We start from the raw sequence: 21,513 nt of genomic DNA, 5'->3' as shown, positions 1-21,513 counted from the left end.
GTCGGTTTTGCCCAAACATGTCGCAAATTTTCTTGAATGGGTATTCCAGTTTCCTATGTTGGCCAAAATTCAGGTGGAGCAAGCCCCGTGACCCAAACCATTACCGAACCCGCCCGCGAGATCCCGGTCATTCACCAAACCGAGGTGCTGGTCATCGGCTCCGGCCCCGGTGGGCTGGCAGCGGCGCTGGCCGCAGCCCGAGCCGGCGTGCAGGTGGCGTTGTTGGACCGGTTTGGCTGTTTTGGCGGCAATATCACCAGCGTCGGGGTTGAGGGCTTTGCCTGGTATCGCCACGAACAAACGGTTGAGGCCGGCGGTATCGGCTGGGAGTTCGAAGAGCGCGCCAAGATGATGGGGGCGGCAGTGCCGGAAAGCCAGTCTCTGTCTTACGAGCTGGACAGCGAAGGCTTCAAACTGGTGGCGGACAAACTGGTGGAAGAGGCCGGCATTCACCCGATGCTGCACCGCCAGTTTGTCGCGCCGATCCGCGAAGGCGACACTGTCACCGGGGTGATCGTCGAATCCAAGGCCGGCCGCGAGGCCATTCTGGCCAAGCGGGTGATTGATGCCACTGGCGACGCCGACATTGCCCATATGATGGGGGCACCCTGCATCAAGACTCCGATTGAGGAGATGCAGGCAGCATCGGTGATGTTCCACATTGCCGGCGTCGATAAGCAGAAATTCATGGAAGGCGTCAAAGCCGATCCGCAGACCTATGCCAACTGGTCCACTGGCGAGTGGCAGGTGGAAACCTCAGGCAAAGAGGACGACATGTACTCGCCCTTTCTGGCCAAGCCCTTTGCTCAGGCGATCCGTGACGGGATTATTCCGGCGCATCTGAACACCATCGGCGGCACCTGGGGCGCAGTGCATGACAGCGGCGAGATGACCTATATGAACCTGGTGCATCTGGCTGGCATTGACGGCACCGACCCCGACAGCATGACACGCGGTGAAATCGAGGGCCGCAAACAGGCGATGCTGGCGATCGAGGCGCTGAAGGCCTATACCCCCGGCTGCGAGGCGGCGCGGTTGCGTAATTTTGGCATGACCATCGGCATTCGCGACAGTCGCAAGATCGACGCGCTGCACAATATCACCGAGGACGAGACCCGCCATCAGGGAAGGTTTGACGACAGCATCGGCATCTACCCGGAATTCATCGACGGCTATGGCATCCTGATTCTGCCCACCACCGGACGTTACATGCAGATCCCTTACCGCTGCATGCTGCCCAAGGGGGTGAAGAACCTGCTGGTCACCGGTCGCGCCATTGGCGGCGACAAAGTGGCCCATGCCGCCACCCGCAACATGGCCTGCTGCGCGGTGGCTGGTCAGGGGGCCGGCATTGCCGCCGCGCAGTCGATTCGCAGCGATACTCCACTGGATCAGGTCGATATCGTGGCGGTGCAGGCTGAGCTGAAACGACAGGGCGTTCGCATCGACTAAGGCAGCCCCCGCCGTATCAGGCCTGTTATCCACAGCAAAAACCGCAGCCGTCCCCGGCTTACCCACCGGGGATTGCCGCCTGCCCCTTGCATGCCTGATGCCCTTGGGTGAAGAATGCGTGCAAGACATTGGACGCGGACCAGAGTGGGCTTAAAAACATGACACTACCGGCAAAGAAACAGCTGAGCTATTGGGGCCTTGTGGCGCTGATTTTTGCGGTGGTGCTGTGGGCGCTGGGGGACGTGTTGCTGCCCTTTGTGCTGGGCGGCGCGGTGGCCTATCTGATCGACCCGATTGCGGATCGGCTCGAGAAAATGGGCCTGTCACGTTCCGGTGCCACTGCGGTGATCACGGTGGCGACCGTGGTGATTTTCCTGCTGCTGCTGCTGGTCGTATTGCCCACGTTGATTTTTCAGATGATCGAATTGGTCCAGGTCCTGCCCGAGCTGTTCCGCGACGCCCGCATCTTTGCCAACGAGCGCTTTCCATCGCTCTTTGACGAAAACAGTCAAGTACATCAGGCGCTTACATCGCTGACCTCCACCCTGAAAACCCACTGGCTGAGCGTGTTGGAATCGGTGCTGGGATCGGCGGCATCGCTGCTCAATGTGGTGGTGCTGATCGTCATTGTGCCGGTGGTCTCGATTTACCTGCTGCTGGACTGGGACCGGATGACCAAACGGATCGGCGAGCTGCTGCCGCGCGATCATGCCCCGGTGATCCAGCAACTGGCGGCTGAGATCGACGCGGTTCTGGCCTCGTTCATTCGCGGCATGGGCACCGTTTGCCTGATCCTGGGCACCTATTACGCGGTATCGCTGATGCTGGTGGGGCTGAACTTTGGTCTGGCGGTGGGCTTTATCGCTGGATTGGTAACTTTCATCCCCTATCTCGGCGCCTTGATTGGCGGCGCGCTGGCGATTGGCCTGGCGCTGTTTCAGTTCTGGGGCGACTGGTACTCGATTGGCGCCGTTGCGGTGATCTTTGTCATCGGACAGGTGATCGAGGGCAATTTCCTCACCCCTAAACTGGTGGGCAACTCGGTTGGGCTGCACCCGGTCTGGCTGCTGCTGGCGCTGTCGGTGTTTGGCTCGCTGTTTGGCTTTGTCGGCATGTTGGTGGCCGTCCCTATGGCAGCGGCGCTGGGGGTGCTGGCCCGATTCGTGACCGGGCAATATCTCGGCAGCCGCCTATATCGTGGCACATCCCACCAGGACGCCGAGTAACATGCTAAAACAGCTGAGTTTCAATCTCCCCGCCAAACCGGCGCTGGGGCGAGACGACTTCTTTGTGGCCCCCTCAAACGCCATGGCGGTGGCGATGCTGGACAGCGCCTTTACCTGGCCCAGTGGCAAACTGGTGCTCAGTGGGCCACGGGCCGCGGGCAAGACCCATCTGGTGCATGTCTGGGCCAGCCAGTCCGGCGCCAAAATCATTGCGGCCGCAGATCTGAGCGAAGACAGGGTGCCAGAGCTGGCCCGCGGCCCGGTTGCGGTCGAAGATGTCCCTTTGATTGCCCGCAGCCCCGCCGCGCAGACCGCATTGTTTCACTTGCACAACATGGTGCTGGCAAATGGCCACGCGCTGATGCTGACCGGTCAGGCGCCGCCAAATCTGTGGGCGCTGTCGCTGCCGGATTTGCAAAGCCGGGTGCAGGCGGCAACCCATGTGGCGCTTGAGGCGCCGGATGATGCGCTGCTGGCGGTGGTGCTGGCCAAACTGTTCGATGACCGCCAAATCATCCCCAAGCCGGATGTGATCCCCTATCTGGTGGCCCATATGGACCGCTCGTTTGAGGCGGCAGCGCAGATCGTTGCGCAGATGGACGAAATCTCGCTCGCCGAGGGCCGCACCCTGTCGCGACCGCTGGCGGTGCGACTATTGGCGCAGAACCAATATGAAATGTCGCTCGAATCTGAGCCAAAGGACGATTGACCACCGCCCTTTGATCCCGCATCCTGCGCTTACGCCTACGACGACCTGGGGACCATTATGAACGTGAAACCGGAACCTGCTGCTGAGTGGGGGCCCTTTGAGCGGCCGCTGTTTGAAGACCCGGGTGCCCGTGCCCTGTCGCGGGTTGGGGTGGTCGACGTGGGATCAAACTCGGTCCGGCTGGTGGTGTTCGACGGCGCCGCCCGCAGCCCTGCCTATTTCTACAACGAGAAAATCATGTGTGCCCTTGGTGCCGGCCTGTCAGACTCTGGCATCCTGAACCCAAAAGGCCGTGTGCGCGCCCTTGCGGCGCTGCGCCGTTTTCAGAAACTGGCAACCGGCATGGGGCTGCCTCCGCTGAGCGTGGTGGCGACGGCGGCGGTGCGCGACGCCAGCGACGGGCCTGAGTTCTGCGCCCAGGTCCTGCGGGAAACCGGGCTGAAAATCTGGGTCATCGACGGCCGCGAAGAAGCCCGCCTGTCGGCGCAGGGGGTGCTGCTGGGCTGGCCCGGATCTTATGGACTGGTCTGCGATATTGGTGGCTCGTCGATGGAGCTGGCCGAGCTGCAGGATGGAAGGGTTGGCAAGCGGCTGACCTCCTCGCTGGGGCCGCTGAAACTGCGCGAATTGCCGGGGGGACGCCGGGGCCGCAAGGACCACATCAAACAGGTCATCACAGATCTGAGCAAACAGATGGGCCCGCAACAGGACCGGCTGTTTCTGGTCGGCGGCAGCTGGCGCGCCATTGCCCGCATCGACATGGAGCGGCGCGGCTATCCACTGAAGGTTCTGCATGAATACCGGATGACCACCCAAAGCGTTCGCGACACTGTGAAATACATCGAGGCCAATGATATCGAAAAGCTGCGGCAGACCTGCGGATTGTCGCTGGCGCGGATGTCACTGGTGCCCATCGCGGCGGATGTTCTGTCGCGCCTTGTCCGCACCTTCAAGCCCCGCGACATTGCGGTGTCCAGCTACGGCATCCGCGAGGGGCTGCTTTATGAACAGATGCCGCAACGGCTGAGAAACCGGGATCCGCTGATCGAATCCTGTCGCTTTGCCGAGGCCAAGGACGCCCGGATGCCGGGATTTGGCAAAACGCTGTATAACTTTGTGCTGCCGCTGTTCAAATCCAACCCCGATACCACCAAACGGCTGATAAGGGCGGCCTGCCTGCTGCATGACGTCAGCTGGCGCGCCCATCCCGACTACCGGGCCGAGGTCTGTTTCGACAATGCCACCCGCGCCAATCTAGGCGGGTTGAAACACTCAGAACGGATTTTTCTGGGCCTCTCCCTGTTGCACCGCTATCGCAATAAACGTCAGGGCAAACAATATGAGCCGCTGTTTGGTCTGCTGGATGAAAAAGGCCAGAAACAGGCCGAGGTTCTGGGCAAGGCCATGCGATTTGGCGCCATGTTGATGGTCTCGAAAGACGGCGATATTGGCGCCTTTAAATGGCATCCGCGCAAGAAACAGCTGCGTCTGACACTGCCCCAATCGGCTGAAGCCCTGTTCAGTGAGGTTGCCCAGGCCCGTCTTCAGGCCCTGGCTCAATCATTGGATGCGACGGTTACAGTGGATATCAAGGACTGATTAGATGTCGGTCTGGCCGCCTGCCTCTGGCTCGTCCGCTTCGCTGTCTGTGGTTTTTTTGCGGATGATGATATCGCCATTGGGCAGGATCTCGGGCATCTCATAGGTGCTCCAGTCCTCGACCTCAGCTGCGATCTTGGCCAGTGCCGGACCCATCTGACGCAGGAACCCCTGCATGTCTGGCGCAAAATCATCGGCCAGTTGTTGCAGATCATCCAGCGCCGGCGCCATCTCCTCGCGCAGACCCTCAAAGAACAGCTCCATGCCCTGTTCCATCAGACTGGGCCCCGGTTCGGTTTCCTGAGCATAGGTAGGCGCTGCCAGCAGGGCGGCAAAGATCAACGGTAATACGATGTGTTTCATGCGATCAATATAGTCCCTCTGCCCGAGCATTTTTAGGTCAATTCGATATCCAAGCTTACCGGAAAATGGTCGGAGGCCGCCAAGAGCGCCTCGCGCAGCTCCACATCCGCGTAACATCTGGCATCCTCAAACGGGTGCCAGATTCGCCAACTGGGCGCGTGCTGCATCAATCCAGGTGACACCATCACATAGTCCAGCAAGGCCCGAAAATAGCGTTTTGTCGTTGCATTGTAAAACCGCGAGGTGCTGGGCTGATCCGCCGTGCGCGGCTGCAACAAGTGGCTGGCGAAGGGATCCTGCATATCGTCGCCCATAATGATCTCGACCGAGGAGCGGCCAAACAGCCGCTCATATTCATCCAGCCCCGGACCATCGTTCAGATCCCCCATAACGATCAGATCCTGGCCCTCTGCCAGATGCTGCTCTACCCGTCGTCGCAACCAGATCGCCTGCGCCAATTGCTTGCGACGGTTGGCAATGGAAATCCGGATCACCGCATCCCTGTTGCGGGCACCATGCGGCGCCTTGGATTTCAAATGCGCACCAATCAGTCGCAGCTCCTGGCCTTTGGCCGTGGTCACCGCCAGCTCAAGCGGAGGTTTGGAGAACCGCACATGATCCATCTTGGCGTCGATGTCCAAGTCGAGCTTCAGCACATCGTCAAAACGCGGCGCATCCTCGCCCTGCTGCGGGTCATGCCGCGCCTGCAGCACATCCGGGTCATACATCAGTGCAATTTCCTGCTGGGTGTCATTGGCAAATCCCATGACAACAGCCCGCGCCCGGATCTCAACACGCTCGGCAAAATTCTCCAAGGCCTTTACAGTGCCTTGTTTTTTGCCGGAATTAGGCGCTTCGATCACCATCACCGCATCCGCATCAAGCGTCTGAAAAACCTGTGCCAGCGCATGCCCCTGGGTATATCGATCAACCCCGTAACGCCCTGACGCCTGCTGATCCAAAATCAATTGATCAGAATCGTCAAACAGCGCCCCAAACCATTCGACGTTATAGCTGACGAGCCGCATATTTCGCACATCCGTTGATCTGATCCCAGGCGCGGTTGATATCGATCATCCGCTTTTCAGCCAGTCGCACCGCCTCTTCCGGCACCCCGCGTGCCATCATCGCATCCGGGTGGGTTTCGCGCACCAGCTGACGCCAGTGTTTGCGGATCTCATCGCGCGGCATATCCGGGCGCACGCCCAGTATGGTAAACGGGTCCTGTGGCGCATCCGGCACAAATCGCGCCCGCAGCGCCCGGAACTGGGTGATGTCCTGACCAAAGATCTGCGACACCTCGCGCAGAAACTCGTTCTCATTGGGATGGTAAAACCCATCGGCCATTGCGATGTGAAACAGGCCCTCCATCAGGTCGCATAAAGTGGAAGGATCCTCGGCAAACATCGCCTGGATCTGGCGCGCATATTGGCGGTAGCCCGCCATATCGGTGCGCGCCATGTTGAACACCCGGGCCGCCCCCGCCTCATCCGCCTGCGCGATCTGGAACACCTCGCGAAACGCCGTCACCTCATCCCTGGTGACCTGACCGTCCGCCTTGGCCATTTTGGCCCCCAGAGCAATGACCGCAATGGCAAAGCCAACAGATTTTTCCGGCGCCTGGCGCAGATGCTCAAAGACCTGCGTCAGGCCTTCGCCCTTGGCCAGAGCTGCAAGCGCGTCAGATATGCGGGTCCACAATGACATGATGCCAGCCTATCCCTGTTTGTCGCTGCTGTCAGGGTGGGGAATTCCCGCCTGCGGCATTATTTTCTGCATCAGCACGGTGTCCAGCCATTGGCCCTTTTTATGGCCGACCTCAGGCAACCGCCCAACCTCGGTAAACCCCAGCGCCGCGTGAAAATCAACGGCCCCCGGATTGGCGCTGCTGATACCGGCCACCAGCACATGCAGTCCCGCCATCACCGCCCGCTGTTCCAGGGCCCGCAACAGCGCCCGGCCAATGCCACGCCCCTGCGCCGCAAGCGACAGCTGAATGGTGTGCTCGGCGGTAAACCGATAGCCCGACCCGGCGCGAAAATCGCCATAATAGGCATGGCCCACAACCTGGCCATCCAGCTCGGCCACCAGATAATCCTCGCCCTTGTCGGCAATCATCGCCCTGAGCTGCACCGGTGTTTTTTCCGCGCTGGCAAAGGTGATCAGCGTGTCGCGGATCACCCGGTTGGCAATCTCGCAGAGCGCCTCGGCATCCGCCGCCCTGGCCGCCCGAATGATCACGACAGCACCCGCTGCCCATGGGCTGTGTCAAAGGTGGCTTCAAAGCCAATCTCGCCGGTTTCATAGACCACCCGGTCATCGCCAAGAGGCAAAAGCGCCTGCAATTCACCTGCTTTTGGATGCGACAGGGTCAACCGCTGCAACCGGCATCCCTGCTGGCTCAGCAAAGCTGCCGGATGGGCACTGTGCCATTCGATCAAGGCCGGGACCATATTGTCATAGGGCAGTATCCCATCGGTGGGCACCGCCATGTCCCAGCGCAGATCGCCGCGGCTCAGCGCCACCGGGGTGCCAGTCCCAGCGGGCAATTGCGCCAGTACATCCGCCATATGTGAACAGCGGCAAATCCAATTGCTGATCCGCGGCGCGCCGGAAAACCGATCCAGATCAAACCAGCGCGGGCTGCGCTGCGGCGTGACCTCAGGATTTATCGCAATCGCCTCCAGATACAGCCCATCGCCCAGACCCAGCAGATAATTATGGGTGCCGAACAACTCATGCTGGCCACCCGGCTGCATGGGCACCCCCAGCGCCTCTTCCACATGGGCCTTTGCCGCCTCCAGGCTCTCACCCGCCACTGCCAGATGATCCAGTTCCATCACGCGCTCCTGTTGCTGGCGTCACCTTAGCTGCGGTGCCACCGGGTACAAGCTGAAAGGTCGGGTGCAGAGAGCCTCAAACTTCCGCAACATTGGCTTTGACCCAATGTATCATCAAGCAAGACGGATCAGACGGGTGGCCAGCGATCTGCGACCATTCAAAAGCCAGACGCCGATCGATCTGGCGTTAAGCTCTGCCGGCTTCATCTGGCCAGAAATATCCTCGGGGGTGAATTGGCCGCAGGCCAAGAGGGGGCAGAAAGCCCCCCGCCCGATCACATCAGCCAGACCATCAGCGACCACAACGCAGCCAGCACTGTGGGATAAAACGTCCCGGCAAACCCCAGTGCGCGCAGCGGCGGCGACGCCAGATAGCCAAGCCAGAAAACAACCCGCATAGCGGCAAAGCCCAGCCCCAGCGCCAGCACCACCGCGCCGCCCAGGCTGACCGCAACAAAGGGCCAGATCACCAGCGCCAGCACCAGTTGCTCAGCCGTGTTGGTCAACACCCGCTGAGCGATCTCTTCGCGCGAACCCAGCGCAAATGGTTCACCATCTATGATCGCATCATCAAAGAACCGCCGCTGGGCCAGAAACCCGATCACCGCGATCAGAAATATCCCCGGCGCCACAAAGGCACCGGGCAGAGCAAGCTGCGCCGGGATATAGCCCAGACCCATCCATATCGGCCCGCCGACCAGCAGCAGCCCCCAGAGGCCACCGCCAGCCATGCCCAGCACAATCTTGCCGCGTTTACCCATCAGCTGCGGGCGTCGCGGATCAGTTGCAGAATATTCTGCGCCGCCTCGGGGATATTGGTGCCGGGACCAAAGATCGCCTTGACGCCGGCCTTATACAGGAAGTCATAATCCTGCTGCGGGATCACCCCGCCACAGATCACCAGGATATCCTCGGCACCTTGATCTTTCAGCGCCTGCACCAATTGCGGCGCCAGCGTTTTATGGCCCGCCGCCTGAGACGAGATTCCGATGACATGCACATCATTGTCGAGCCCGTCCTGTGCCGCCTCCTCTGGGGTTTGGAACAGAGGCCCCACATCGACGTCAAAACCGATATCGGCGAATGCGGTGGCAATCACCTTGGCGCCGCGGTCGTGACCGTCCTGGCCCATCTTGACCACCAGAATGCGCGGCCGGCGGCCCTCTTCCTCGGCAAAACTCTCGATGTCTTGCTGAATGGCGGCAAAGCCTTCGTCGCCCTCATATGCGGCGCCGTAGACCCCCGCCAGAGTTCTCACTTCGGCGCGGTGGCGACCAAATTCGACCTCCAGTGCCATGCTGATTTCCCCCACTGTGGCGCGCGCGCGGGCGGCCTCGATAGCACTGGCCAACAGGTTGCCGCCCTTCCTGGCACAGGTGGTCACCGCCGCAAGCGCCGCCTGACAGACAGCTTCATCGCGGCTGTCGCGGATCTGTTTCAGGCGGGCGATCTGACTGTCGCGCACCGCCATGTTATCCACATCGAGAATGTCGATCGGGTCTTGTTTGTCCAGACGGTACTTGTTGACGCCAACAACCACCTCGTCACCGCGATCCACCATCGCCTGCCGCTTGGCAGCACTTTCCTCGATACGCAGTTTTGGCATGCCACTGGCCACTGCCTTGGTCATGCCGCCCATTTCCTCGACCTCCTGGATCAGCGCCCAGGCCTTGTCGGCCAGCTCCGCTGTCAGGCTTTCGACATAATAGGACCCAGCCAGTGGGTCGACCACATTGGTGATGCCGGTTTCTTCCTGCAGGATCAGTTGGGTGTTGCGGGCAATACGGGCCGAGAAATCGGTCGGCAGCGCCATTGCCTCGTCCAATGCATTGGTGTGCAGCGACTGGGTGCCGCCCAGTGCCGCCGCCATTGCCTCATAGGCGGTGCGCACCACGTTGTTATAGGGATCCTGTTCCTGCAGGCTGACGCCCGAGGTCTGACAATGGGTGCGCAGCATCTTGGAGCGTTCGGATTTGGCGCCAAATTCAGTCATGATGCGATGCCACAGCAAACGCGCGGCGCGCAGCTTGGCGGCCTCCATGAAGAAATTCATGCCAATGGCAAAGAAGAAGCTGAGGCGGCCGGCGAATTTGTCCACATCCATGCCCGCCTCGATCGCCGCACGCACGTATTCGCGGCCATCGGCCAGAGTATAGGCCAGTTCCTGCACCAGATTGGCGCCGGCCTCTTGCATGTGGTAGCCGGAGATCGAGATCGAGTTGAATTTCGGCATCTCGTTGGCGGTGTATTCGATAATATCCGACACAATCCGCATCGAGGGTTCCGGCGGATAGATATAGGTATTGCGAACCATGAATTCCTTGAGCACATCGTTCTGAATGGTGCCCGCCAGCTGCGATTTATCGTGGCCCTGTTCCTCGCCTGCGACGATGAAACTGGCCAGGATCGGGATCACCGCACCGTTCATGGTCATCGACACCGAGACCTTGTCCAGCGGGATGCCGTCGAACAGGATCTTCATGTCCTCGACAGAATCAATCGCCACGCCGGCCTTGCCCACGTCACCAACCACACGCGGGTGGTCGCTATCATAGCCCCGGTGAGTGGCCAGATCAAAGGCAACGGATACACCCTGTTGACCGGCCGCCAGATTGCGCCGGTAAAAGGCGTTGCTCTCTTCGGCGGTGGAGAAGCCAGCATATTGCCGGATGGTCCAGGGGCGGCCAGCGTACATAGTCGCCTTGACGCCACGGGTAAACGGGCCGGTGCCCGGCATCGAGCCCATATGCGGCAGATCGGCGGTGTCTTCTTCGGTATAGATCGGCTTGACCTCGATGCCTTCGAGGGTCTGCCAGGTCAGATCGTCAACGCTGCGTCCGCGCAGCTCTTTTTCAGCCAGCGCCCGCCACTCGTTCTGTTTGGTCGTCATGGGGTGTTCCTCTTGTCAGGTCTGTGCGGGCCGGGTTCATGCCCTGCCCTGCTTTTTCTGGATCTTGTTTCAACTGCACCAGCCCATCGCCGCCAGCAGCCAACCACATCAGGTCATCGGCATAGGTCTCGCGCAGGGCGGCAATCTGAGCCGTATCAAAGGGTTGCCAGCGGCCCTGCCCTGCGGGCAGTCGATCCGCGACCGCGCTGTGCAACTGGCGGCGCAGATCCTCCAGCCGCGGTGTTGCGTTCAGGCAGTTTCGGACAGGGTTGCGAGGCATCTGTTGGCCAGTGATCGCCGCCAGCTGCGCCTCGGGGCGGCCGCCATAGGTTTCAAACGGCAGCGCCCAGATGCGGGCACCGGGCACCGCACAGGCCACATCGGTCAGCACATCCCGCCAGCTGCGCCGACTGTAGGCCAGATGGTCCAACATCGCGGCGCTGGGAATGCGATGGCCACGCGCCACCCCATAGCCAAACGCCGAGGCCCAGTAGCTTTCGAGGCTGCGCAGATTGACCATCACATCACTGACGTACCCGTCAAAAGCCTCAGCAAAGCGGGCCATCCGTTCGCCGACGCCGCCATATAGCCCGCCGGTGCGCAGGTTCTGGCGCATGGTGCCCATCATGTTTTCATCCGAGACAAGCAGCTGATCCAGCCCCAGCGACTGACTGCGCGACAGCTGCATCTGCACCCGCCCAACCGCCCGGCGCTGTGGATTGCGCCCGGTTGCGGCGATGGGCCCCGGCAGGATGCCGTTGAACAATCCGTTGCGGGTGCGGCCTGGCCCCCAATAGCCTATATTGCGGGCGTCCAGCGCGTCTGAGTTGCGGCGCAGATAATCCTGAAAGCTGGTGGTGGCGCAGCGATGCGCCCCGATATGCAAAAATACCTTCATCGCCTTGCCAGTCCTTTGGACAGCGGCCACCCGCAGCAGCCGGTTGGAGGGAAACTGCAGGATCATAACCCGCAACCCCTGTCAGACCGATTAACGATGATTGATTTTTTGAGGCCGCAGGTCATTTCCCCCATCGCATTCCGCGCAAAGGTGCATATATTCAAGGCAACAGGAGATCTTATGAAACCATTCCTAGCCCTTGTTCTGGCGGTAATTCTTGCCGCCCCCCTGATCGCACAAGACGCCACCGAGACGGGGGCTCCGGCGCTGATCCAACCGGGGAATGACAGCGATTTAAGCGAATATCTCTGGAAAAATCGCCCAGTGGTGGTGTTTGCCGACAGCCCCGATGATCCGCGCTTCCATGAACAGATAGAACGGCTGTCACAGGGCGCCGAGGCGTTGTTTGATCGCGATGTGGTGGTTCTGGTCGATACCGATCCCGCCGCCAATTCGACCCTGCGCCAGAAACTGCGGCCACGTGGATTCATGCTGGTGCTGGTGGGCAAGGACGGCGGCGTCAAGCTGCGCAAACCCTCGCCCTGGACGGTGCGCGAGCTGAGCCGCACCATCGACAAGTTCCCATCGCGCCTGCGCGAGGTCGAGGAACGGCGCGGCAGCTGAGCCATCACACCGTCCCCCGCGCAAAATACAGCCGTTCATTGCGGCGATCCAGCACCGCCATGACATTGCCATCCGGGTCAAACATCAGCACCGCGTCGGGGTCCAGCAAGGCCCGCAAATAGGCAGTCTTGACTGTCTTGGTCATGCAATTCTTGCCGGCAATGCCCGACGACAGCACCCCGATCCCCTGCGGCAGGTCCTTGGACATGATCTGTTCGGACACCGCATTGGGCGACAGGCCTTTGACATCAAAAGCCACCGCCTCGCCGTCTTTCAGCAAGGCCATGCCGGAGGCCACCGAGCGGGCCTTGGTGATCAGCGAGGTGATGCGGGTGCCTTCGACATCAAACACCCCGGCGGTGCAGTCCATCGATGATTTGAAATAGCGGGTGTCGCCCAGGGTGATCCAGGTGCCAACCCGTGCCCGCACCGCGTCTTCTTTGTCCATGGCGCAGCCCGCCAGCCCGGTCAGGGCCAGCGCCACCAGTGCCGCATGGGCGACCCGGCGATATGACTGCGCCACAGGCATCAGATTATTCGAACTCCATGATTATGTCGTCCACCGCCAGGCTGTCACCGGCCGCAGCATTGACCTTGGAGATAATGCCTTTTCTCTCGGCGCGCAGGATGTTTTCCATCTTCATCGCCTCGACGGTACACAGGGCCTGACCATCCTGCACCTCGTCGCCCACCTGAACCGCCACATTGACGATCAGGCCGGGCATTGGGCAGAGCAGCAGCTTTGAGGTATCCGGCGCCACCTTCTCAGGCATCAGCCTGGCCAGTTCCGCCTGCCGCGGGGTGCGCACATGCACCTTCATGTCGGCCCCGCGTGAGCGGATGCGGAAACCGCCCGAGACCTTGCCAACCTTGAGTACCAGCGGATCACCGTCCACCTCCAGTGTTGCCAGCTGATCACCGGGAGTCCAGTCACTGGTGACCCGCTTTTGGCTGCCATCGGCAAAACTGATGGTCGATCCGTCGCGGTCGGCGGCGATGGTCATGCCGTAGTCCTGGCCTTGCAATGTGACCACCCAATCAACGCCAACCCGGCGTTCATGGTTGTCCATGCGGCCCGACACCCGGGTGCGCCGTATTTCGGCAACCCGGTGCATGGCGGCACAGGCGGCAGCAATGCGGCGCAGCGCATCCTCGGGCAGCTCAACCCCCTGGAAGCCATCGGGATATTGCTCCTCGATAAAGGCGGTGGTCATCTCGCCGGCGATAAAGATCGGGTGATCCATCACCGCCGACAGGAACGGCAGGTTGTGACCGATGCCTTCGACCTCAAACCCGTCCAGCGCGTTGCGCATGGCCTCGATTGCGGCGGCGCGGGTGGGCGCCCAGGTGCACAGCTTGGCGATCATCGGGTCATAATACATCGAGATCTCGCCGCCCTCAAAAACCCCGGTATCATTGCGTACAATGTGGGTTTCCTCGACCACCTCCGCAGGGGGACGATAGCGGCTCAGACGGCCGATGGAGGGCAGGAAACCACGGTAAGGATCTTCGGCATAGAGCCGGTTCTCAATAGCCCAGCCGTTCAGTTTCACGTCACCTTGCGTGATGCTCAGCGGCTCGCCATTGGCGACGCGGATCATCTGTTCGACCAGATCGACGCCAGTGATCAGCTCGGTCACCGGATGTTCCACCTGCAGGCGGGTGTTCATTTCCAGGAAGTAGAAATTCTTGTTGCCATCAACGATGAATTCCACGGTGCCGGCCGAGGCATAGTCTACCGCATGGGCCAGCATCACCGCCTGTTCGCCCATCGCCTTGCGGGTGGCCTCGTCCAGGAACGGGCTTGGCGCCTCTTCCACAACTTTCTGCTGGCGGCGCTGGATCGAGCATTCGCGTTCGCCCAGATAGATGCCATTGCCGTGGCTGTCGCAGAGCACCTGAATTTCGATGTGGCGCGGCTGGGTGATGAATTTCTCAATGAAGATACGGTCATCACCAAAGGCATTCGCGGCCTCGTTCTTGGAGGACTGAAAGCCTTCGCGGGCCTCGGCGTCGTTCCAGGCAATCCGCATGCCCTTGCCACCACCGCCGGCGCTGGCCTTGAGCATCACCGGATAGCCGATCTCGTTAGAGATCTTCACCGCCTCGTCGGCGTCTTCGATCAGACCCATATGGCCCGGAACGGTGGAGACCCCGGCCTCCTGGGCGATTTTCTTGGAGGTGATCTTGTCACCCATCTTTTCAATCGCGCCCACTGGTGGGCCAACAAAGGCGACGCCCTCGGCGGCCAGTGCGGTGGCGAATTTGGCGTTTTCCGACAGGAAACCATAACCCGGATGCACCGCCTGGGCGCCGCTCTGGCGGATCGCCTCCATCACCTTGTCAATGACGATATAAGACTGGTTGGCCGCGGGTGGGCCGATATGTATTGCCTCGTCGGCCATTTCCACATGCAGCGCGTTGCGGTCGGCATCGGAATAGATGGCAACAGTCTGGATGCCCATTTTGCGCGCGGTTTTGATAACCCGGCAAGCGATCTCGCCCCGGTTGGCGATCAGGATCTTGTTAAACATGGGCAGTCCTTTGTCTTCTGGATGTCGAAACGCAAAACGCCGCGCCAGCCCCAAGGGACCGACACGGCGATGCAGTGTTTTCTAAGCGGGCTTTTGCCGGCCGGTATGTCAGCTGGTTCTCTGGCGTCAGCGGATCAGCATCTGCCAGGGTTTTCCTTGCAATAGATGAGGTTTGCAGCGGTGCCAACAGCGGCACCGGTGACCAGACTGCCACCAATGAGCGCAGACCCCAGCAGCCCGGCGCCAGCACCAATGACCACCTGTTCTCCGGTTGTGTTGCCACAGGCCGCCAAGCCCGCGCAGAGCCCAAACGCAAGGGTGATTTTAGAGACCAGCATTGTTGTTTCCCCTTCTGGTGAGATATCGCCTTGCCCGCGGACAAAACCTCGCGACACAGGGTTTTCAAGAGCAAGTGATGGGCGGTCGCATTCTGCGCAGAATGACGCCCAAACAGCCGCCTTACCCGGCGGGGTTCCGCCACGCATGGACGTGGAGTGTTGCAAAACGCAGCTTGATGCCTATGCACAGGTAAAGCAACTACCTTGGTAGTTTCATCCTGTAGGTTATGGCTCTGCCTCTGCAACATCTAGCCGATCACTCCCCAAACACGTCCGGAAACGACAGCTGAGCGATGCGCAGGTCAAGCACCAGCAAGGCGTCATAGCTTTCCGGGTCAAAGGGATCTTCACCGGCGATCACTTCGCGCTCGAACAGCCAGCTTATCCGGCCGGCATCAAGATTGCCGCGCTCAAAGGGCTGATCGCCGAACTGTATCCACAGGGCCTTGATAAACCCGGCATCGGCGCGCCGGTCAGCCGGACGGCGATCGTGAAAGCGTTCGCGACGCGATATCGCAGTCACCCCTTTGGGGTTGGGGCGACGAATGGTGAATTGAAAATCTGTACCTGGCAGACGGCCAGGGAATCCGCGGTGTTTCAGCATGGATGCGCCTTTCGACCGGCGCTGCGCGGATGACTGGGGACCGACCGCAGGGCCGGGCCCCAATTGGTATTATTTATATTTGCCGGTATAGGCTGGTTCGACCGAGATCGGCTCAGGATCGACGATGACAAATTCTTCTTCTTTGCTGCCGCATGCGGCGACCACGGCCAGCAGGCCGACCATGGCAAACAGTTTGATGCTCTTGGACATTGCTGTCTCCTGTGTGAACAATTGAAACCCGCACGACGTTGAGTCGCTGCCGGTTCCGACCTCATATGACAGGCCGCATAATTGCGACCCAAGCGCATAGTAACCGGAACTCCAGCCAGATTACATCCCAAAGGCCGCCGTACCGGGGCTTGTGGCCGTAAAGCCGCAACATTCCGCCGAGATGAGGCTTGTTGCGCAAGATATTGATGCCGCATCAGAACTCCTCCCAGATGCAGCGGGCGTCTGTGGGGCGATAACTTTCAAAAAACTGGGTGGCAGTGGGATCTTGGGCACCAAAGGCAACGGGGCGATCCATCAGCGAGATCACCACCCGCGCCGGGGTGATGGCATGGGTTTCCAGATAGGGCAGCGCCAGCGCATCACAGAGGTGATCCATATCCGGGGCGGCCTGATCATAGTCAACACTGCCACTGTTGCGGGCAATCGCCGGCGCCACAAAGCGGAACCGCACCCAGAGCTCGCCCGGGGCCTGATCCAGCAGCACCTCACTTAGGATGACATTCTGTCCAGACGGCACCGGAAAAGGGTCGCTGGCCAAGGCGGGCGTCGCGCCAAGCAGCACCGCCAACAAATATCCACAGCCCCGACCCCCAATGACTTGAGCTCCTCCGGCCGGGGCTGCTGGCGCTACGCCACTGGTGGCGCGCGCTGTTCTATCTTGGCTGAAGCGGATCATGGTGCAGGTTTATGGCTCATGTCAAATGTTTCGAGGGTGAGACCCGCCGAATTAATTTTTGTGCCTCCGGCGGGAGTATTTTCAGCAAAAAGAAATCCCGTTCATAGCGGAATATTATCGTGCTTTTTCCACGGGTTCTTTAGCGACTTGCCGCGCAGCGAAGCAAAGGCGCGGGAGATCCGGCGGCGGGTGGACCGGGGCTGGATTACCTCGTCGATGAAGCCCCTCTCGGCGGCGACAAAGGGATTGGCAAAGCGATCCTCATAGTCGGCCACATGTTCAGCGATCTTGTCGGCATCGCCCAGATCAGCGCGATGGATGATCTCGGTGGCGCCCTTGGCGCCCATCACTGCGATCTCGGCGGTGGGCCAAGCATAGTTGAAATCGCCGCGCAGGTGTTTGGAGGACATCACATCGTAGGCACCGCCATAGGCCTTGCGGGTGATCACTGTGACCTTGGGCACTGTCGCCTCGCCGTAGGCAAACAGCAGCTTGGCACCGTGTTTGATGACACCGCCGTATTCCTGGCTGGTGCCGGGCAGGAAGCCGGGCACATCAACCAGCGTCAAGATCGGGATTTCAAAGCAGTCACAGAAGCGCACAAAGCGGGCGGCCTTGCGCGAGCTATCAATGTCGAGGCAGCCCGCCAGCACCATCGGCTGGTTGGCGACAACGCCCACGGTCTGGCCCTCAAGGCGGATGAAACCGGTCAGGATATTCTTGGCGAATTCTTCCTGAATTTCATAGAAATCGCCCTCATCCGCCAGTTTGTGGATCAGCTCTTTCATGTCGTAGGGGGTGTTGGGATTGTCCGGGATCAGGGTGTCCAGACTGGCCTCAATCCGGCCCGGTTCGTCAAAGAACGGCCGAACGGGTGGTTTTTCACGGTTGTTCAGCGGCAGGAAATCGACCAGGCGGCGGACCTCGGCCAGCGCCTCGACGTCGTTTTCAAAGGCGCCGTCGGCAACCGATGATTTTTTGGTATGAGTGGACGCACCGCCCAGCTCCTCGGCAGTGACCGTTTCATTGGTCACGGTTTTCACCACGTCAGGGCCGGTGACAAACATATATGAGGTGTCTTTGACCATGAAGATAAAGTCGGTCATCGCCGGGGAATAGACCGCACCGCCAGCGCAGGGGCCCATAATGACGGAGATCTGCGGCACCACGCCCGAGGCCAGCACATTGCGCTGGAACACCTCGGCATAGCCGGCCAGCGAGGCGACGCCTTCCTGGATGCGCGCACCGCCGGAATCATTGAGGCCGATCACCGGGGCGCCGTTCTGCATCGCCATGTCCATGATCTTGCAGATTTTCTGGGCATGGGTTTCAGACAGAGAGCCGCCAAAAACGGTGAAATCCTGGGAATAGAGATAGACCATGCGGCCATTGATGGTGCCCCATCCGGTGACCACACCATCGCCTGCCGGGCGCTGCGACTGCATGCCGAAATCGGTGCAGCGGTGGGCGACAAACATGTCGAACTCTTCAAAGCTGTCTTCGTCCAGCAGCAGCTCGATACGTTCGCGGGCGGTCAGTTTGCCACGCGCGTGCTGTGCGTCGATGCGGCGCTGACCGCCACCCAGCCGCGCATCCTGACGGCGGCTTTCCAGCTCGGAAAGAATGTCTTTCATGGCCCATGTCCCCTAATGATTTGACGCGACCTTATCTTGCGCCTCAGCCAGACCCAAGGATATTATCGCAAATTTGCAAAGCCTCTACAGGGGTATCCTAGCAAACTGCAAATCTGCTAATGGGTATACTTAGGATGTAACGCGTCGTTTGATTGGACAAGTGGCCGCTGCTGGCCTATTCGGAAATGATGCAGAACACCCCCAAACGCTATCTAAGCCGCAGCTCACCGCCACATATCTCCACCCTGATCCTGCTGGCGGGGATATCGGCCCTAGGCATGAACGTCTTCCTGCCATCGCTGCCGGGTATGGCGATATACTTTGACGCCGACTATCGCCTGATGCAATTGTCGGTGGCGCTGTATCTGGCGATGAATGCGGTGATCCAAATTCTGGTGGGACCTATTTCGGACAAGATGGGGCGGCGGCCGGTGATTCTGACCGGGATCGTGCTGTTCCTGCTGGCGACACTGGGCTGCATCTGGTCGCCCACCGCCGAGATCTTTCTGGTGTTTCGCATGGCGCAGGCGGCGGTTGCAGTCGCCATGGTGCTAAGCCGCGCTGCGGTGCGCGATCTGTATGATCAGGACAAGGCCGCCAGCATGATCGGCTATGTCACCATGGGCATGGCGGTGGTGCCGATGATCGGGCCGGCCATTGGCGGTGCTCTGGATCAGGCCTTTGGCTGGACTGCAAATTTCTGGCTGCTGTTTGGGCTGGGCGCATTGATTCTGGCCGTCACCTATTTTGATTTCGGCGAGACCGCCCACAAAAGCGGCAAGACCCTGATTGCGCAATTCCGGGAATACCCGGAGCTGCTCAGCTCGCCGCGGTTCTGGGGTTATTCGCTGGCCTCTGGCCTCGCCTCGGGGGCATTTTTTGCCTATCTCGGCGGCGCCCCGTTTGTCGGCACCGAGATCTACAGCCTGTCCACCGCGCAATTGGGCGTCTACTTCTCGGCCCCGGCGGTGGGGTATTTCGCCGGCAACTTCCTGTCCGGGCGCTATTCCACCCGGATCGGCATCAACCGGATGGTCCTGTGGGGCTGCTGGATCAATGGATTTGGCATCGCATTGTCACTTGTCGTGGCACTGGCCGGGCTGGATACGGTCTATAGCTTCTTTGGTTTCATGACCTTTGTTGGTCTTGGCAATGGCATGGCCATTCCCAATTCCACCGCCGGTGCGCTGTCGGTCCGCCCCCATCTGGCCGGCACCGCCGCCGGATTGAGCGGCGCCCTGATGCTGGGGCTCGGGGCCGGGCTCAGCGCGCTGGCGGGCTGGTTGCTGGGGCCGGGATCAACTGCGGTGCCGCTCTTGGTGATCATGTTGGCGACAGCTGTTTTGGGCCTGCTCTCGATCCTGATGGTCATCCGGCGGCAACGGCGGCTGGGATTATAACCCCAGTCCGGGCCCTGCGACGCCCTGGCCCTTGCGGCCAGGACTTTGCAATTCTACAACTCAATGAGTTCAGATTTGCAAAGGCGTGACATCATGGCCCCTCAGAAACTCTATGCCGGTGCAAAACTGCGCGAGATGCGGACCCGCCTGACCCTGACGCAAAAGGATTTCGCCGCCAAGCTGGGGGTGTCGCTGCCCTATTTGAACCAGATGGAGAACAACAACCGCCCCGTCAGCACCACCGTGGTTCTGGCGCTGGCGCAGGAGTTTGGTCTGGATGTGACCGAGCTCAGCTCGGGCGATAGCGAGCGGCTGGTCAGTGACATGCGCGAGGCGCTGGCGGATCCGGTGTTTGGCGATGACGCCCCGCCGCTGGCAGATCTGCGGCTGACCGCCTCCAATGCGCCAGCCCTTGCCCGGGCCTTTCTGGAGCTGCACCGCGCCTATCGACAGACCCACGAGCGGCTGGCCTCGCTGGACGAGGCCCTGGGTCGCGAGGATTCGCGTATTCAACCCAGCCCCTGGGAAGAGGTGCGCGATTTCTTTCACTACTGCGACAATTACATCGACGCGGTGGACCGGGCAGCCGAGCACTTCACCAGCGATGGCGACGCCAGAGAGGCCGCCATCGCGCTGTTGAAAACCCTTGGCATCTCGGTGCTGGTGAGCAAGATGGACAACCTGCGCCATTTTGACAGCAGCCGCCGCATTCTGCATCTGTCGAACCGGGCGGCGCCGCAAACGCAGGTGTTTCAGATGTTGCTGCAGGTGGCGCTGCTGCGTCAGAACGAGCTTCTGGAGGCAACGCTGGATGCTGCCCGCTTCAACAGTGACGAAGCCCGCGCAATTGCCAAGATTGGTCTGGCCAACTATTTTGCCGGGGCGGCACTGATGCCCTATGGCCGGTTTCTCGCCGCAGCGCAGGAGTATCGCCATGATCTGGAACTGCTGGCGACCCAGTTTGGCGCCTCAATCGAGCAGGTGGCGCATCGGTTGTCGACCCTGCAACGCCCCGGCGCCAAGGGCATTCCGTTCTTCTTTGTCCGGGTCGATCAGGCGGGCACCATCACCAAGCGCCACTCGGCCACGCGGTTGCAGTTTGCCCGTTTTGGCGGCGCCTGCCCGTTGTGGAATGTGCATCGCGCCTTTGAGACGCCGGGGCGGTTTCTGCGCCAGCTGGCCGAGACCCCGGACGGGGTGCGTTATATCTCGCTGGCGCGGGATGTGTCGAAATCCGGCGGCTCGTTTGGCTCACCGGTGCAGCGCTATGCCATCGCGCTGGGCTGCGAGGTGCGCCACGCCGATATGATCGTCTATGCGGATAATATGGGCGTCGACAATGACAGCGCCTACGAGCCGATCGGCATCTCCTGCCGGATCTGCGAGCGCCAGCAATGTCACCAGCGCTCGGTGCCGCCACTGGAGCGGCGGCTGACCATCAACACCGACAGGCGCGGTGTGTTGCCATATGAGGTGAGTTGAGGGCCGCGACAGC

At 60.7% G+C, this 21,513-nt stretch carries 22 protein-coding genes; 7 read left to right on the top strand and 15 right to left on the bottom strand.

The window, feature by feature from the left end; all coding sequences use genetic code 11:
• The first annotated feature begins 87 nt into the window (after nucleotides 1–87).
• The 4 genes from QPJ95_RS15425 (at nucleotide 88) to QPJ95_RS15410 (ending at nucleotide 4,986) form a co-directional block, all read left to right on the top strand.
• Entirely contained in the window at nucleotides 88–1,452 is a 1,365-nt protein-coding gene (locus QPJ95_RS15425; protein ID WP_270917009.1) for an FAD-dependent oxidoreductase, read from the top strand.
• Between the two features lie 158 nt (nucleotides 1,453–1,610).
• The gene (locus QPJ95_RS15420; protein WP_270917008.1) at nucleotides 1,611–2,678 is read left to right on the top strand and encodes an AI-2E family transporter; all 1,068 of its coding nucleotides are present in this window, start codon (nucleotides 1,611–1,613) and stop codon (nucleotides 2,676–2,678) included.
• Between the two features lies 1 nt (nucleotide 2,679).
• A complete protein-coding gene (locus QPJ95_RS15415) occupies nucleotides 2,680–3,387 on the top strand; it encodes a P-loop NTPase family protein (protein WP_270917007.1) in 708 nt (235 codons plus the stop codon).
• A gap of 57 nt (nucleotides 3,388–3,444) precedes the next feature.
• Nucleotides 3,445–4,986: a Ppx/GppA family phosphatase gene (locus QPJ95_RS15410; protein WP_270917006.1), complete on the top strand. Its 1,542-nt coding sequence runs from the start codon at nucleotides 3,445–3,447 to the stop codon at nucleotides 4,984–4,986.
• Here QPJ95_RS15410 and QPJ95_RS15405 read toward each other — a convergent pair whose 3' ends face one another.
• The 8 genes from QPJ95_RS15405 to QPJ95_RS15370 form a co-directional block, all read right to left on the bottom strand.
• Nucleotides 4,987–5,349, bottom strand: coding sequence for a hypothetical protein (locus QPJ95_RS15405; protein WP_270917005.1), 363 nt, complete (start codon nucleotides 5,347–5,349; stop codon nucleotides 4,987–4,989).
• 32 nt (nucleotides 5,350–5,381) lie between these two features.
• Entirely contained in the window at nucleotides 5,382–6,377 is a 996-nt protein-coding gene (locus QPJ95_RS15400) for an endonuclease/exonuclease/phosphatase family protein (RefSeq protein WP_270917004.1), read from the bottom strand.
• Nucleotides 6,358–7,056: a molecular chaperone DjiA gene (locus QPJ95_RS15395; protein WP_270917003.1), complete on the bottom strand. Its 699-nt coding sequence runs from the start codon at nucleotides 7,054–7,056 to the stop codon at nucleotides 6,358–6,360. Before QPJ95_RS15395 ends, QPJ95_RS15400 begins: the two co-directional genes overlap by 20 nt.
• A 9-nt stretch (nucleotides 7,057–7,065) precedes the next feature.
• Nucleotides 7,066–7,590, bottom strand: a complete 525-nt coding sequence (locus QPJ95_RS15390; protein WP_270917002.1) for a GNAT family N-acetyltransferase — start codon at nucleotides 7,588–7,590, stop codon at nucleotides 7,066–7,068.
• A complete protein-coding gene (locus QPJ95_RS15385; RefSeq protein ID WP_270917001.1) occupies nucleotides 7,587–8,189 on the bottom strand; it encodes a VOC family protein in 603 nt (200 codons plus the stop codon). The genes QPJ95_RS15390 and QPJ95_RS15385 overlap by 4 nt, the downstream gene beginning before the upstream one ends.
• A 275-nt stretch (nucleotides 8,190–8,464) precedes the next feature.
• Entirely contained in the window at nucleotides 8,465–8,950 is a 486-nt protein-coding gene (locus QPJ95_RS15380) for an MAPEG family protein (protein WP_270917000.1), read from the bottom strand.
• Entirely contained in the window at nucleotides 8,950–11,079 is a 2,130-nt protein-coding gene (gene scpA, locus QPJ95_RS15375) for a methylmalonyl-CoA mutase (RefSeq protein ID WP_270916999.1), read from the bottom strand. The genes QPJ95_RS15380 and scpA overlap by 1 nt, the downstream gene beginning before the upstream one ends.
• The gene (locus QPJ95_RS15370) at nucleotides 11,042–12,043 is read right to left on the bottom strand and encodes a hypothetical protein (RefSeq protein WP_270916998.1); all 1,002 of its coding nucleotides are present in this window, start codon (nucleotides 12,041–12,043) and stop codon (nucleotides 11,042–11,044) included. Before QPJ95_RS15370 ends, scpA begins: the two co-directional genes overlap by 38 nt.
• Nucleotides 12,044–12,157: 114 nt before the next feature.
• Here QPJ95_RS15370 and QPJ95_RS15365 point away from each other — a divergent pair, with 114 nt between their 5' ends.
• A complete protein-coding gene (locus QPJ95_RS15365) occupies nucleotides 12,158–12,601 on the top strand; it encodes a DUF4174 domain-containing protein (RefSeq protein ID WP_270916997.1) in 444 nt (147 codons plus the stop codon).
• A 4-nt stretch (nucleotides 12,602–12,605) separates the two neighbouring features.
• Here the strand turns inward: QPJ95_RS15365 and QPJ95_RS15360 are convergent, their stop codons facing one another.
• The 7 genes from QPJ95_RS15360 to QPJ95_RS15330 form a co-directional block, all read right to left on the bottom strand.
• Nucleotides 12,606–13,130: a hypothetical protein gene (locus tag QPJ95_RS15360; protein ID WP_270916996.1), complete on the bottom strand. Its 525-nt coding sequence runs from the start codon at nucleotides 13,128–13,130 to the stop codon at nucleotides 12,606–12,608.
• 4 nt (nucleotides 13,131–13,134) lie between these two features.
• On the bottom strand, nucleotides 13,135–15,135 hold the full coding sequence (locus QPJ95_RS15355; RefSeq protein WP_270916995.1) for an acetyl-CoA carboxylase biotin carboxylase subunit: 2,001 nt from the start codon (nucleotides 15,133–15,135) through the stop codon (nucleotides 13,135–13,137).
• A 134-nt stretch (nucleotides 15,136–15,269) separates the two neighbouring features.
• Entirely contained in the window at nucleotides 15,270–15,473 is a 204-nt protein-coding gene (locus QPJ95_RS15350) for a hypothetical protein (RefSeq protein ID WP_270916994.1), read from the bottom strand.
• 256 nt (nucleotides 15,474–15,729) lie between these two features.
• Nucleotides 15,730–16,077, bottom strand: coding sequence for a hypothetical protein (locus QPJ95_RS15345; RefSeq protein WP_270916993.1), 348 nt, complete (start codon nucleotides 16,075–16,077; stop codon nucleotides 15,730–15,732).
• Between the two features lie 69 nt (nucleotides 16,078–16,146).
• Entirely contained in the window at nucleotides 16,147–16,287 is a 141-nt protein-coding gene (locus tag QPJ95_RS15340) for a hypothetical protein (protein WP_270916992.1), read from the bottom strand.
• Nucleotides 16,288–16,501: 214 nt separating this feature from the next.
• Nucleotides 16,502–16,870, bottom strand: coding sequence for a DUF6497 family protein (locus QPJ95_RS15335; protein ID WP_270917211.1), 369 nt, complete (start codon nucleotides 16,868–16,870; stop codon nucleotides 16,502–16,504).
• A 215-nt stretch (nucleotides 16,871–17,085) separates the two neighbouring features.
• The gene (locus QPJ95_RS15330) at nucleotides 17,086–18,618 is read right to left on the bottom strand and encodes an acyl-CoA carboxylase subunit beta (protein WP_270916991.1); all 1,533 of its coding nucleotides are present in this window, start codon (nucleotides 18,616–18,618) and stop codon (nucleotides 17,086–17,088) included.
• 188 nt (nucleotides 18,619–18,806) lie between these two features.
• On the opposite strand from QPJ95_RS15330, the gene QPJ95_RS15325 reads away from it, so the two are divergent.
• Nucleotides 18,807–20,018, top strand: a complete 1,212-nt coding sequence (locus QPJ95_RS15325; protein WP_270917210.1) for a multidrug effflux MFS transporter — start codon at nucleotides 18,807–18,809, stop codon at nucleotides 20,016–20,018.
• Between the two features lie 93 nt (nucleotides 20,019–20,111).
• Nucleotides 20,112–21,500, top strand: coding sequence for a helix-turn-helix domain-containing protein (locus tag QPJ95_RS15320; RefSeq protein WP_270916990.1), 1,389 nt, complete (start codon nucleotides 20,112–20,114; stop codon nucleotides 21,498–21,500).
• Nucleotides 21,501–21,513 lie beyond the last annotated feature (13 nt).

Source organism: Parasedimentitalea psychrophila (assembly GCF_030285785.1).
GTDB classification, from domain to species: domain Bacteria; phylum Pseudomonadota; class Alphaproteobacteria; order Rhodobacterales; family Rhodobacteraceae; genus Parasedimentitalea; species Parasedimentitalea psychrophila.
This window is presented reverse-complemented; position numbering and strand designations above follow the sequence as displayed.